Raw genomic sequence first — 15,039 nt, 5'->3', positions numbered from 1 at the left:
TGATCCAGGAATCTTATACATTAGCTATTGTTAGAATAGGTCTGATTAGTGTCGGTGAATTCGGTCAGAATTTTATTCCTTCAAATAAATATAAATTTCTTATAAATTATAACCAAAAGAAATTTCTCTTAACAATTCTTTACTTAAATTTTTTTCAAGCTTACCTCTGCTACCGCGCCGCGTCAGTACTAATATCTAGATCCGTAAAAAGGACTTCCTTAAAAAAAAGGAAGTCCCAATGCAGTTCTACTTTGATTAAGGGAAAACGTTATACCCTAACACGTTTTCGTTTCTATAGGTTTCTTGCAATACCGTACATGTATTTCATAGTTTTTCAATATGTTTTCATTCAAGAACAAATAATTTTAGTAAACAGATAGCAGCAAAACACAAAATGATGCTGCCTTTCATAACAAATCTTAACTACCCTAAACAAGATTTAAAAAAATCTCTTTACTCATCAGAATCCTTCAATCTATTTTTATATACCGCTGTAAACGCCCTAATGGTTAATACAAAGACACCAATCAAGGCAACAAAAGTAGTGATAATTAAATCCATACTTATTCTACCTCCATTCCCTGCTAACACAACTTTTACGCTTACTTTTCATTGCGATAAATCATCTATACCCCAATTAAATCGTAGATAAACTTTCTATCTTTATTGTAGTTCCTTAACTATTTGACGCAATGTATTCTTTCTCCTCTACAAGTACAGCTCCGACTTCATTTAACCTCACAAACCGTATCGCCGCTATAAAGTAACTCAATACAGCCACAAACATAAACAACCCAAACAATCCACTTTGATAGGCCTGTTCAAAATAAATAATATTCACCAGCGTTAAAATAACTCCTCCAATTAACCCCATGTAACCAAAACGATCTGTCTTTCGCAATGTTAAATTCGTTCCTCTATTAGCCAGTGTTACCAATGTAATTGTCACGATATTAACCGAGCTTCCGATCCAAACCGGGTGTATGTTCAAATAAAATTCCTGAGGATGCCAACCACCCAAGTAATACCACAATAGGCCGCTAGTAAATCCAGTGAACAATGAAGCAACTACAGCGCGCTTGGTCACCACCGGCCAAAACAGCGCGGCTACTACCGGTGCAAACGTGGCACTATTTCGTATCGTCCATGCAAATACATTCCACCATGCGGATTGCTCCGTTCGCAATAAACCAAACGCAATCATCAGGCCAGTTAAAAGCAGAAGCGAGATTTTCGTATATTTAATAAGCTGGTCTCCTGTGGCACTTGGATTAATCGCACTTCCCACATCACGTCCGAGACTTGTAGCACCTGAGAACTGACATGGTCCACCCCAGCCAAGTGCACAGCCCCATACACCAAGGAAAAATAAACCTACTAATGGGGCAGGCAAAACTTCCATCAGATACTGCGGAATGGCGATAAGACCAGTGGATGCATTCGGTACGACGATAGCAGCTGATATTCCGAAGATAACACCACCGACTATAAACGGAATCGCCATGAATCCAGCCATAACAAGGCCTTTTTGCCCTTCTTCTGGTGAACGGGAAGATAATGCCATTTGGAAGGCCGCCTGTGCCAGAATGACATTTACGAGAAAAGTTCCAAACCAGACGACAATCACTTGTAGCCCGGCACTCCCAAAGTTAAACATTTCTGGGCGCTCCATGTTCAATGTAGCTAAACCTGATAATCCCGGATTGATGAAAAAAGCAATAACTCCAATTACAATCATCAATCCGAACGCAAACATGTTCATTGTTTGTGTAAAAGCAATGGACCACATGCCACCAGCCTGCAGATAGATAAAAAGTAAAATAGCAGTAAACGCAACGGATAAGCTCAACGAAATACCTGTAAACACATGAAAGGCAGAAGCAAATGCGATTGCTGTGGCAACCGACCACATTGGAAATGCGAATGCAGTAATTGCTCCTGATAAGCCTTTTGCTGTTCTCCCGTACGTATCTCCTATCAAACCAGAAACCGTTACAAGCATCTTTTTTCGGAAAGAACGGATAATCAAGAAAGCAATGATAAAAATCTGGACCATCTCTGCCACTCCATACCAGATTGCCGAGATACCAGTTAAATAGGATAATTCCAGAATAGAAATGAATGTGGATCCCGAGAATAATCCAGTTATGCAAAACGCAACAATCCATTTATTGAAATTCCGATTTCCCACAAAATAACTATCTTTCTTAGTCAAGCGTCTTTTGGCAATTTGTCCTGCCGTTATCAGCGCAAATGTATATCCCAATGCCAGTATGATTGTCCATACGCCATATTCTGTCACAATTATTCACTCCCTTAATTTTTAAATCACCTTTAGCTAGACAAATATTCAATTATAAGACCAAAGCAAAAACCCCCTTCCATAAGAAGAGGGTAGAAAAATTCTAGTTCCTCTTCTTATCTTTCAGACTAGTGTCTGATGGAATTGGCACAGTACTCAATAAATTGAGCCCGCTGCCGAGGTATCAAAGGGCCATATCCCTCCACCTCTCTTGATAAGAAGTTCAATATTCAATTGTATTAAAATTACACCTTCGTGATAAAAAAGTCAATGTTATTATAAAATTCAATTTATCTGTCAATCAATCGTTACATCCCGCAAAAACGGGAAACTACTCGGAAACTGATAAAACCCATTTACTTCATCCCTTAAACCAGCTAGCAATACAGAATGGTAAAGCGGAACAATTGGAGCTTCATCTACAATAATTTGCTGTGCTTCACTATATAGTTGTAGTCTTTCCTCTTCTGCTCCTTCCTGTCTTGCTTTTTCCAGTAATGCATCTACTACATCATTTGCATAGAAAGATCTGTTTCCGGGATTCCCGGCATTAGCTGAATGGAACATTGGGTATAGCCCGTAATCCGCATCTAATGTTACAGTTCCCCAGCTTCCGATAAACATATCGACACCACCATTACCAGTGACTTCCAGATAGGTTCCTACTTCAGTCATCTCAATGTCAATATCGATACCGATTTCCTTTAGCTCTGCTTGAATAACCTGTGTGATATCTGATGTATTTGTATCATAGGCCAGGATTGTTGCATTGAAACCATCCTCATAGCCTGCTTCCTTTAATAATTCCTTTGCTTCAGCAACATTATAATCAATTGGTTCTACCTTTTCATCGTACCCAAACACGGTCGGCGCAAGTGGTCCTTTTGCTGGTAAGGCAACACCATTAAGTACTCCTTCGATAATTTCTTCTTTATTAATTGCTTTTGCAATCGCCTGTCTTACTCTAAGATCTGTAAATGGTTCTTTTTCTACATTGAAACCAAGATAGGACATACTTGCACTATCGGATTGTTTAACATGTGTTCCTTCATTCGTTTCCACTTCATCAATATTGCTTGTATTTACTGGATAAATGATATCCGAATCACCAGTTTGCAGCTCTGCAATTCGTGTTAAATCTTCTGGGACAAATTTAAACGTAACCGAATCTACCCCGGCTTGCTCTCCCCAATAGTCTTCATTTTTTACAACCTTAATTTGTTCTCCACTTGTACGGTCATCATATTTAAAATATCCTGTACCAATCGGGTTCTCATTAACTGTTGCAAACGGCTCTCCACCATTGGCAATTGCTTCATTATCTTTTTCAATCGCTTCAAGACTGATCATATGCCCGCCTGGATGTGCCAAATGAGATGGTAAGGCTGAAAAGGGATATTTCGTATTAATGTGAACCGTATATTCATCTACTATATCTACAGACTCTATCATATCGAATAAAAAGGCGAGCGGTGATCCCATGTCAGGGTCAAGAACGCGATCCAGGTTCGCCTTTACAACATCTGCGTTAAATGCACTGCCATCATGGAAAGTAACATCTTCTCTAAGCTTTGCTTCCCAGACAGTATCTTCAATTTGTTCGAGACTTTCAGCCAAAGCTGGCTGAATCTCCAAATCTGTATTTTGCTCAATCAACGTATCATAGATGGCATTCATCACATATAAGGAGTTACCATCATTTGCAGCATGTGGATCCAGCGATACTGGTTCAGAGGCTAATCCGACTGTCAGATCCTTTTCCTCAACATTCTCTGTTTCATCTGCTCCATCACCAGCACAAGCAGTTATAACCAATAAACTTGATATAAGTAAAATAAATAATAATGCTTTTTTCAATTAAACCACTCCAAGTGTTGAAATTTTTACTACTTTTAATTTCTATGATTGTTTGCTCTCCATTATCCACAATCAATTATGTATCTATTATGATCTGTTCAGTTATTCTAAGAACAGTTTATATCCCCCTCCTAGCAACATCTATCTCTCAATTCAATTATTCAAGAATACCGATGAATTTACTTTGAATTGAATATATAATAGCATTCAATGTTTTTAATTACAAACTAATTAACTATGAGAATAGCTCTTTTTCCTTACAATGAGATTCTAAACATCATAACATCACATATTTTGATATTTATTAGCAAATATATTAGTTTTACATTATAATTCTTAATATTTATGATGGATAATAGAAATCAAAGCAAGTATACGTTCCAATTAATAGAAAGCGCTATCAAAATTTGTTTGTTAGGGAATTACTTATCTAAAAAAGGAGTGGGATTAATGGGCAGTGAAAATGTTGTGAATACAAAAAGAAAGAATAATATTTTTAATCAAGAGATTTACGGAATAAAACTTCCAATATATCTTTTACTATTAGTACCTGCAATAGTAGGATTATACCTTGATGTCGTTCCTTCTAGTTTAATTACTGGTTTTATGATTACGATGGGCTTAGGTGGTTTGTTCATGTGGATGGGGGATTCCATTCCAAAATTCTCTGATTTTGGAGGAGGTACTATACTTTGCATCTTCCTACCCTCTCTACTAATTTATATCGGAATTTTGCCTGAAGTAACTGCTGAATTAGCTGCTGATTTCTATAGCGGTTTTGGATTCTCTAACCTAATTGTTGCAGGATTAATTGTCGGAAGTATATTAGGTATAAAAAAGGAAGTTCTTATTAATGTAGCTTTAAAAATGTTAATTCCTTTATTAACGACGATATTACTGGCAGCATTAGCGGGTGGTTTGCTAGGGCAACTATTTGGTATAGGATTTAAACAAACGATTCTTATGATAGTGGCACCGATTATGGCAAGCGGAATAACTACAGGGGCCATTCCGCTTTCGGAGATTTATGCTGATAATATGGGAGGTTTGCCAGTAGATTATTTCGATATTCTTGCACCTGCAGTAATCGTTTCTAATATTATTTGTATACTATTAGCGTCTGTACTTAACTATTTAGGGAAGAAAAATAAAAACATGTTTGTAAAAGGGTTCTCAGGAGAAGGGAATCCACTTAGAAAAAAAGATGCAGGATTTAAAACCACAAAAGATACAAGTATGCTAGAATCACTTCGCAATATCGGAATAGGTATGATGGTAGCTGGCGGATTATATATGGCAGGAATGTTGCTAAGTGAACTTGTCCCCGCACTACATACTTTTGTATGGATCATAATTTTAACTGCAATATTAAAGGTTTGGAATATTTTCCCTGAATATATCACCGTTGGTGCAGAGGTATGGTTTAATTTTATAAGTAAGCTTTGGATCCCAGCTATATTAGTAGCTATAAGTGCAAGCTTAATTGATATTGACCGTATCCTACAAATCATTACAGATCCATCACACATCTTCTTAATTGTTACTATTGTAGTGATTATTTCAATTATCGCCGGATTGGCTGGATGGCTAATTGGTTTTCATTTCATTGAGTCTTCCATCATCTCTGGACTTTCATTAGCTGATATGGGAGGTTCAGGAGATGTTGCTGTTCTAAAAGCAAGTGATCGAATGCAATTGTATCCCTTCTTACAGGTAACTACACGTATTGGTGGAGTATTAACAATTTTAGTTATGAGTTTTCTATCCGCCACGTAATAATATGTTAGATTTATATTTAATATAGAAGCGAAATCCCTAGAGTGTTGAGCAAGTCACATTCTAGGGGTTTTATTTGTGAATACATTATATAAAAAATAAAGACGTTGTCATGACATAGAGATACATTTTTTCAATTGATTATCAAAAAACTCAATAGCAGAACTCTTAGACAAGCTTGGATTTTTATGAGTAAGCCTGTAACAGGTGTACTTTGGTGGCGGATCAGTAAAATACTGAATCGAAAACCCTCTGCTTTTATTTGCCTTTTTCGCAATCCATTCAGGAACGATTGCCCAGTAAGTTGGGTTTTGTAAAAAATCAAATAATAAGTGGATATCGTCTAGTTTTATTTTTTGAACACTTAACGGATCCCACCAAAACTCATGCCATATTTTGTATTCTTCTCCCCAAGGCATAAATAGTTCATATAAAGGATCTAACGCTAAAGGATCTACTTTTGAATCGCTAACATTGCCACTGCGTAATACGACTAAATCAGATTCATAACATTTCTCTACGTTTACGTTTGAATGACTCCTTTGAATTAGCGTAAAACCTATATCAAGTGTCTTATTATCAATTCCGGAATAAATTTCATTTGAATGTAGTGTATGACTACGTAGTAGCACAGACGATGATGTTTTGTTAATTTCCTTATAGACACTTGGTAAATAGAATGTATTAAAACTATCTATCGAACCAATGCTCAACGTTAGCTTAGGTCCTTTTTCTTTTAGGATTTTTAAGTCGTTATAGATGTTTTCCCACTGTTCTGCTAAACGTAAAAATTCCTCGCCTGCAGGTGTTAACGTAATTTTTTTAATACCCCTTCCTCTTTCGATGAGTTTAAAACCAAATTCTTGTTCAGCAACATTTAGCCTTTGGCTAATTGTCGTTTGAGCAACATGCATCGATTCTGCTGCAGCACTAATCGACTGCTTTCGTACAATCGTTAAAAACGTCGGGATAAAGTTCAGGTTCATTCTCGATCCTCCTAATATTAAAATAAATAGTATTTAATACAGTTTTTATGTATTTTACATTACATTTAGCAATATTTATACTTAGTATATAATTAATTGTTAGCGCTATCAAACAAAGGAGTAGATAAAGTGCCAAAGTATAAGGTCTATCTTAATGAACACATAGATGAAGATGCTCTAAACACACTTCAAAAATATGCCACAGTAACAAATAATCTTGATGAGCTAAAGGATATCGATGCCATGATAATCCGGGCAGAAAAAGTATCTCGTTCCATGATTGAGGAATCAAAAAAGTTAAAAGTTATTGGTAAACATGGTATTGGATATGACTCAATTGATATAGGGGCCGCCAAAGAACATGATGTAAAAGTTGTCTATACACCTGAAGCTAATGTTCAATCTGTATCTGAGTTAATTATCGCTCTTATGACGAATGTTGTGCGTAATATAAGTTTAAGCTTTGAGAAGGGAAAAAAAGGTGAAAATAAATCAATAGCACCTAAAGAGCTGATGGGCTACCAGCTAAATAATAAGACATTGGGACTGATAGGAGCAGGTAAGATTGGATTAAATACTTCAAAAATCGCCAAGCACGGATTTGATATGAAGATTGTAGTATACGATCCATTTGTCACAGAACAGCAGTGTTCTCAGGTTGGGATTGAAAAAGTAGATAGATTAGAAGACTTGATGATGATAGCTGATTTTGTATCGGTAAGTGTTCCACTAACAAAAGATACCAAGCATTTAATTAATGAAAGGGCTTTACGTTTTATGAAACCACATGCAGTCTTGATTAACACTTCTAGAGGTGGAGTAATTGATGAAAAGGCTTTGTATACATTTTTAGCAGAAAAGAAATTATTTGCAGCTGCAAGTGATGTTTTTGAGCATGAACCACCCACATCAAAAAATCCATTACTTAGTTTAGATAACTTTGTTGCTACTCCTCACATTGGCGCAAACACAGCAGAAGCGATGAAACTGATGGGTTCAACGGTGGTAAAAGAAGTTATAACTGTGTTAGAAGGTAAGACACCTAACTATAGAGTTGTATAAAGGGGAAGATAATGATGAGTGTTGGAAAACGAATAATTCGGCACAGAAATAATCTAGATAAACAATTAGTTGAAGCATTAAGAAAATACCCAAGTGCCAATGTATCTGATTGTATGGGTAGACTTTATAGTATGAATGCCCATATTAGGCCAATGGGGAAAGATAATAAAATAATTGGACAAGCACTTACTGTAAAAGCCTCTATTGCAGATAATATGCTATTCCATCAGGCATTATTAATGGCCGATCCTGGTGATGTTATCGTAGTAGATGCTGGGAGAGATATGAATCATAGTGTTTGCGGTGAGATTATGTATTCATATGCTAAGAGTAAGAACATAGCTGGTTTTGTAGTTGATGGAAGCATACGAGACGTAGATTATTTAGTAAACAATGAGTTCCCTGTTTTCGCAGCTGGAATTACGGGCCGTGGACCATACAAGAATGGTCCTGGAGAAATAAATGTTGATATCTCTTGTGGTGGTCAAGTCGTTCATCCAGGAGATATAATCTTAGGTGATGAAGATGGAATTGTTGTAATTCCACCCCAAGAAGCACTTAATATTTTAGAAAAAGTAAAAGAATTACAAGCCAATGAAATTAACTCCTTAAACCTAATAGCTAATGGTGATTGGGAAAATGGGTCCATAGCTACTAATCTTTCCAAGCAATTAAAAGAGGATGGTTATGAGTTTTTATAATACGAATGGGATGAGGTTTTGCCTCGTTCCATTCGTATTATACATTTCTAGCAAAACTATCAATTACATCATCAATAATGTAATTCTGACATCAGGATACTTTCCTGTTTTAGCGATATGAAATTACTTTATTCTACCAATATCTTCGTTTCGCCTTTTCTGCCAAACTATAAGTTGAACTTCATTGATAAAAAAGTGGCCGCTGACACCCCTGCCAGCAGCCAAACTCAAAATCATTCTTCACTTACACGATCTTTAAAACTCTCATCATCCCTTAGCTTCCATAACTTACCCGGCCAGAACGCAAAACGCCCAAGCACCGTCGTAATCGCTGGAACAAGCAATGGTCTAACGATAAACGTATCAAGCAAGATTCCGATTGCTGTAATGGTACCGAAATGGACAAGAACCTGCATAGGCATTACAGCCAGAACTGAAAACGTACCAGCTAAAATAAGTCCTGCTGAACTGATTACGCTGCCCGTTTCTGCAACACTTTTGGAAATAGCTTGCTTCAACGGCATTTCTTTTCGATTGCTCCATAGACTAGAAACAAGGAATATGTTGTAGTCTATACCCAAAGCAACCGAAAAGACGAACACATAGAGCGGGATTAATCCTTGAATTTCTGTGACCCCAAAAATATGATGGAGCACAAGCCAGCCTAAACCAAGCGCAGATAAATACGAAATAATAACGGTTGATAAAAGATAGACCATTGCAACAATGGACCTTAGGAATATGACGAGCAACACTGCAATGATGAGTAGAAGGGCAGGTATAATTAACCCTTGATCTCGATTCGTTATCTGGTCTGTATCGTATAATGTCGCTGTTTCTCCACCTAGCCATACAAAGTCATCTGAATTGGATACACCTGCATCGCTTAATGCATTCGTCGCAATAGACTGAAGCTCTGGAATGCTTTCTACCGCTTCCGTGGAGTATGGATCAATCGCAAGTGTCACTTTCCATTCTTGGATATCCTTATTTTCCGATCCTTCCACAGGGTCATCAACAAGCTCTACATAAGGATGCTCTGCCAATTCCTCCTGCAACGAAACATCCGCTCCATTTGTATCGACAATCACACTGACAGGCGCAATTTCACCTGGTGGATAATGATCTGCAATCAATGTAAATCCTTCACGGGATGGCATATCCTCTGGAAAGGAATCTAATAAAGCATACGTAAATTGCATTTTCGGTACGAAAGCAGCTAGACCACCAAGAATAATTACACTGACAAGAATAATCGTCCAAGGTTTTTTTGTTACCACTTTTCCAATCTTTTTCCCGAATCGATGACTTGGTTTCGGACGACGCAGTTTTTTGCCTTTCTTCTCTTCCATTTCCTGAATCATTTCTTCAGGGCGTGGGATAAATGGAATAAATGCAAAACGTCCAAGTAAGGCCAAAATCGCAGGAAGCACGGTTAATGCTGCGATCCCCATAATAAATATCGATAAACTAAAAGGTACAGCAAAACGATCATAGGATTCGTAATAGGCTATCCCAAGTGACAGCAGTCCTAAAACCGTTGTCAGGGAACTCATCATGATGGCCCCACCAGTACCGCTAATCGCACGTTTTAATGCAACATGTTTATCTTTTTCTTGTCGCAATTCATCTCGATATCGTGAAATTAAAAATAGGCAATAATCTGTTCCGGCTCCGAACAAGAGAACCGTCATAATCGATATTGCTTGCCCATCCACAACTATCCAGCCTTTATCGGCGAAAAAACCAAGCAGTGGACTTATAATCCCATAGGCAATCCCAACCGCAACAAGCGGAACAAGTGCCAAAATTGGTGAGCGATACAGCAAAATAAGTAAAATAAATACAATCAATACTGTTGCGATTAACAGGGTGAAATCTGCATTGCTGAACAAGGAAACTGTATCCGTCTGTATTCCGACAGGTCCGGAAAAACGCACGTGTAGTCCAGCATCGTCTAATTCACTTTCCAGCACTTCACTTCCAAATGTATCCTTTATTTTAACTCCCAGTTGATCTAGCGCTGCTTGTAATTCCTTTGTTGCTGCAGCTTCATCAAAAAAGACCGGTGTTGTCAGCGCTTCCCCGTCTTCAGACGCACTTCCTTTTATTGCTTCAACAGGAGCATCCTGAAAAGGCGGGATAAATGTTTGTTGATCAACCGGTTCCTCATTTAGATTTCGATAAAGGGATTGAATCATCTCATAATCAGATTCATTTAGTCCTCCATCACGATGCCAAACTAAAAGCAATGGTGTACCAGCATCATTAGAAAATTCTTCATTTGTAATTTTACTCGCTTCGACAGACATCGTATCTTCTGGCAATAATTGCGTATCTGATGTCTCCCGATCGTTGACTTGTGGCCAAATATATGAAAATATCCCAATCAGTAAGACCCAAATAAACAAGGTTGCCCAACGGGTTTTGGTATTTGCAACAATACCTCCCCAATTTTTCAAAAGACCTTTCACGAATCTCATCCTTTCTCGTGCATTTAAAATCATGTACCTCGTAATTATATATACTAGTCGGTTAATTAATCAAGTACTATTTAAATTATGATATACTAAGTGTAGTTTATAGAATTTGGAGTGGGGTTCATGATGCAACGCAAACATCGAACATTAGGAAGACCTCGTAAAGAACAGGATGGAACATCAACGAAGGATACGATCTTACATATCGCAACCGGTATGTTTTTAGAAAAAGGTTATCCGTTAGTATCCATGGACGATGTTGCCCAACAATGTGATGTCACAAAAGCAACAGTTTATTACTATTACAAAACAAAGACAGACCTTTTCACGGATGCAATGGTTCAGTTAATGAATCGGATCCACGAAAGAATTGTCGTAATTCTCTCAACCAATGAGCCATTGAAAAAGCAATTGTTTCAGTTTGCCAAAGGCCATTTACAAGCGACAGTTGATATTGATATTAATTCATTTATGAAGGAAGCAAAGACATCTTTATCGCAGGAACAGTTGCAATTGATGCAGGAAGCCGAGCAAAAAATGTATGACGAATTGGAACATGCATTAAAAAAAGCAATGGACAAGGGGGAAATTCCCGGGAGCAATCCACGCTTAGGAGCGCTTCTGTTTGTATCCATGGTGACAACCGGAAACAATATGAATACAGTATTTAAAAATTCATTTTCATCGCTGGATGATTTAGTAACGCAGATTGTAGACTTTTATTGGGATGGTTTGGCTAATGGAAGCTAGCTGTGTAAGTTTGTAAAGATGTTGAATTAGGATCGTATATAAAAATTGCTATTACTTTTACAACAAATTGATAGCAATTTTTAAATGACAAACGAAAAAACAACGCTATTCTTAAGGGAAAATAGCGTTGTTTTCGTGTAAAGTCATTTATTTGGGCTCATCTTATAATCTCTTAGCTCCTAAAATGCTGTATCAATTCATTCAATTCTTCCGCTAGCTTTGCGAGCTCATCTGAACTTAGGGCAACTTCTTCCATTGAACTGCTGATCTGTTGTGAAGATGCAGAGGTTTGTTCAACTCCTGCCGCGGATTCCTCAGATATTGCTGCAATCTCCTGGATAGAAGTATTCATGTTTTCACTCGTATCCGATATGGTAGATAATTTATCAGAAATCATTTTAATACCATCTACCATTTGCGTAACGGATGTACTTATTGTTTGGAACGTATCTCTCGTCACCTTTATTTGGCTAGTTCCTTGTTGAACTTCTTTATAGCCATCTCGTAAAGACTTCGTAACCTGAGTTGTTTCCCTTTGGATATTCTCAACAATATCTGTAATGCCAGTTACGGATGACCCGACCTGCTCGGCAAGCTTTCTAACCTCATCTGCAACAACTGCAAAGCCTTTCCCACTTTCTCCAGCTCGAGCAGCTTCAATCGCAGCATTTAGAGCCAATAAATTCGTTTGATCAGCGATATCTTTAATAACAGAAACTAGATCGGATATTTTTTGAGAATGTGTATCTAAACTTTCTACTTTCTGAACGGAATCATAAATAATGGTATCAATTGTTTCCATTTGTTCTGTCGACTTTTCCATTAGGTTTCTTCCTTCATTTGTATGACTCAGTACCTGATTAGAAGATTCATACACCTGATTGCTGTTCGCATATGCTTGATCCGTATCTGATTGGAAAGTAGCCATCAAGGAAGAAAGGTCACTTGTGGTATTTGCTTGAGACTCTGAACCAAAAGCTAACTCTTGCATTGTAGTCGCCACTTGTTCAGATCCAATCTTCACGTCATTTGCTGACTGCGTTAATTCCTCACTTTTACTGCTAACCGTCTCAGATACATTTTTGATTTTCATGACGAGTTCTCGCAGTGTTTCATTCATCTTATTTGTAGAACTTACCAATTGGCCTATTTCATCATCCGTTTTAGCTTGTATCTTTGTCTTACTTAAATTACCTAATTCTAACTCTCTCATCACTTTCGTAACTTGAGGAATCTCTCGTAACATACGTTTTAATAAAAAAATCACGACTACCACAAGAATCAAACAGGCAATGCTAAAAAATAAAACCATCATCATCGTAAACGTTTCAAGTTCACTTAAAGCTTCGTCTTCTGGTAACGACGTTCCAATAGACCACCCTGTTGTATGAACTGGCGAATACCCAATATATTCTAAATTACCATTGACTTGAGCTAACTGAAGGCCTTTTTCGCCTGCAATCATTTTGTTACCGATTGTCCCCATATCACCAGACATATCCTGCAGTTGTTCTTCAAGAATTAATGTTTCATCTGGATGATATAAAACTGTTCCATCGCTAGAGGTTAAGAATGAATATCCACTCTCACCCATTCTATAAGCTTGCATAAGCTCTGGTAACTGATCTAGAAAAATATCAATTGCAACAATACCAACTGTATTGCCATTCTCTTGAATTGGCTTCATTGCACTCAAGATCATTTTTCCAAATACTTCATCCATGTACGGTTCGGTGAAATAAACATCATCTTCTGCCATAGCAGCCTCATACCAAGGTCTGCTTGTTATGTCAAAGCTAGAGTCAGATAAAACATCATTACTTCCGATTAAAAAGTTTGATTTATTACTTGCAACCCATGCCATTGCAATCGAATCATCTATCTCAACAACCTCATTAAGCGACTGTAATACACCTTCATAATAATCATTTGCTAAAGCTTCATCTCTAGAATCAGTTGTATTTAAGTACCTGCCAATCTCTTGATTCGTTACCATTTGCCGCACAATCGTCGCTTTTTCTTTGAACAGGCTATTCACCTGTGCAGCGATTGCATCACTTTTTGTCGATAAATCTGTTTCAACATTTTCTACTAGTAATGCCTTTGTATACATATGTATAAAGAATCCTGTTGTAGAAAATACAATAAATATAGCTACAAAAAGTGCTGCGGCTACTTTTGTTGATATACTTTTACGAATCCAATTAAATCCTATCGACTTCTTTTTCTTTCCTTTTGCCCCCACCGTAAATTCCTTCTTTCTTGTATTTTACTGATGCTACTCCTGTGATATGATTCGGTAATCGTTTCAGCGCTTCACATAATTTAGCTAAAAATCAAACAGCCTTTATTGAATTTATCGCAAAAGAATACTTCTCACAAATTTACTAACTTGTAGCAAAGCTCTTTTTTAGATATTTAATTTAATTGTTCCCTAATCATATCTGCATATCAAATTGGATAATCTATGTATTTCCACATTAGTTTCCCAGTTAAGGATAACATAATCCAATTATACCATTAGTTAACTTTTTTAGGTACTTAAGGACTAGTTTTTTATATTATCAATTACTTTCGCTAAATAAATTTCATAATTTCTCCTTATTTTCATTTTCTAGAGTATCAATAAAGGATATATTTTCTCTTCAATGATTGCAGGAGTTGATAAAATTAATTAAGTAAAAATAAGTAGAAGTATTATTTGATAGACTTACTTCTCACTTATTTCATATGTAGTAATAATACCTCTATGAAAAGTAACGGAAAACAATTCCCGCCGGCAAGAATACCGTCAAAGTCGAAAGAAAAGGAAAAAAGCGCTATTCCTAAATATTAGGAATAGCGCTATATCAACGTTTAGTAGAGAGCTTCCAACAGGATTTGAACCTGCGACCCCCACCTTACCATGGTGGTGCTCTACCTGCTGAGCTATGGAAGCGTGAACCTGGCTCCACAGGTAGGATTCGAACCTACGACCGATCGGTTAACAGCCGATTGCTCTACCACTGAGCTACTGTGGAATTATGTAGATATGAAAAAAGCAGCCTGGCGGCGTCCTACTCTTGCAGGGACAAAGTCCCAACTACCATCGGCGCTGAAGAGCTTAACTTCTGTGTTCGGGATGG

The 15,039-nt window shown here is 37.3% G+C and carries 9 protein-coding genes, 2 tRNA genes, 1 rRNA gene and 1 riboswitch; of the genes, 4 read left to right on the top strand and 8 right to left on the bottom strand.

All coding sequences use genetic code 11. From position 1 onward, the window contains the following. Positions 1-676 precede the first annotated feature (676 nt). Positions 677-2,302, bottom strand: coding sequence for a sodium:solute symporter family protein (locus tag F1560_RS21220; RefSeq protein WP_149476604.1), 1,626 nt, complete (start codon positions 2,300-2,302; stop codon positions 677-679). A 113-nt stretch (positions 2,303-2,415) separates the two neighbouring features. After that, positions 2,416-2,523, bottom strand: a riboswitch (SAM riboswitch). Between the two features lie 76 nt (positions 2,524-2,599). Beyond that, the gene (locus tag F1560_RS21215; RefSeq protein ID WP_149476603.1) at positions 2,600-4,159 is read right to left on the bottom strand and encodes a glutathione ABC transporter substrate-binding protein; all 1,560 of its coding nucleotides are present in this window, start codon (positions 4,157-4,159) and stop codon (positions 2,600-2,602) included. A gap of 450 nt (positions 4,160-4,609) precedes the next feature. Between F1560_RS21215 and F1560_RS21210 the strand changes: the two genes are divergently transcribed. Further along, positions 4,610-5,935: a 2-hydroxycarboxylate transporter family protein gene (locus F1560_RS21210; protein WP_187773796.1), complete on the top strand. Its 1,326-nt coding sequence runs from the start codon at positions 4,610-4,612 to the stop codon at positions 5,933-5,935. A gap of 110 nt (positions 5,936-6,045) precedes the next feature. Here F1560_RS21210 and F1560_RS21205 read toward each other — a convergent pair whose 3' ends face one another. Further along, positions 6,046-6,921 (bottom strand): LysR family transcriptional regulator, encoded by an 876-nt coding sequence (locus F1560_RS21205; protein WP_149476601.1) that lies wholly within the window; start codon positions 6,919-6,921, stop codon positions 6,046-6,048. Positions 6,922-7,050: 129 nt separating this feature from the next. On the opposite strand from F1560_RS21205, the gene F1560_RS21200 reads away from it, so the two are divergent. After that, the gene (locus F1560_RS21200) at positions 7,051-7,983 is read left to right on the top strand and encodes a hydroxyacid dehydrogenase (RefSeq protein WP_149476600.1); all 933 of its coding nucleotides are present in this window, start codon (positions 7,051-7,053) and stop codon (positions 7,981-7,983) included. A 14-nt stretch (positions 7,984-7,997) separates the two neighbouring features. Beyond that, a complete protein-coding gene (locus F1560_RS21195) occupies positions 7,998-8,684 on the top strand; it encodes an RraA family protein (protein ID WP_187773795.1) in 687 nt (228 codons plus the stop codon). 233 nt (positions 8,685-8,917) lie between these two features. Here the strand turns inward: F1560_RS21195 and F1560_RS21190 are convergent, their stop codons facing one another. Next, positions 8,918-11,158, bottom strand: a complete 2,241-nt coding sequence (locus F1560_RS21190; protein ID WP_246811959.1) for an MMPL family transporter — start codon at positions 11,156-11,158, stop codon at positions 8,918-8,920. Positions 11,159-11,287: 129 nt separating this feature from the next. Between F1560_RS21190 and F1560_RS21185 the strand changes: the two genes are divergently transcribed. Continuing rightward, positions 11,288-11,914 (top strand): TetR/AcrR family transcriptional regulator, encoded by a 627-nt coding sequence (locus tag F1560_RS21185; RefSeq protein ID WP_338112816.1) that lies wholly within the window; start codon positions 11,288-11,290, stop codon positions 11,912-11,914. Between the two features lie 172 nt (positions 11,915-12,086). On the opposite strand, the gene F1560_RS21180 is transcribed toward F1560_RS21185, so the two are convergent. The 4 genes from F1560_RS21180 to rrf form a co-directional block, all read right to left on the bottom strand. Beyond that, positions 12,087-14,159, bottom strand: coding sequence for a methyl-accepting chemotaxis protein (locus F1560_RS21180; protein WP_149476597.1), 2,073 nt, complete (start codon positions 14,157-14,159; stop codon positions 12,087-12,089). A gap of 620 nt (positions 14,160-14,779) precedes the next feature. Then, positions 14,780-14,852, bottom strand: a tRNA-Thr gene (locus F1560_RS21175). Positions 14,853-14,859: 7 nt separating this feature from the next. Next, positions 14,860-14,934: transfer RNA gene (locus F1560_RS21170), tRNA-Asn, on the bottom strand. A 23-nt stretch (positions 14,935-14,957) separates the two neighbouring features. Next, positions 14,958-15,039 (bottom strand): 5S ribosomal RNA (rrf, locus tag F1560_RS22815); the annotation flags it as partial.

Origin of the sequence: Oceanobacillus polygoni (genome assembly GCF_008304605.1) — a bacterium.
In the GTDB taxonomy this organism is placed as follows: Bacteria; Bacillota; Bacilli; order Bacillales; family Amphibacillaceae; genus Oceanobacillus; species Oceanobacillus polygoni.
The sequence above is the reverse complement of the archived record's forward strand: the minus strand, read 5'-3'. Positions and strand labels throughout refer to the sequence as shown.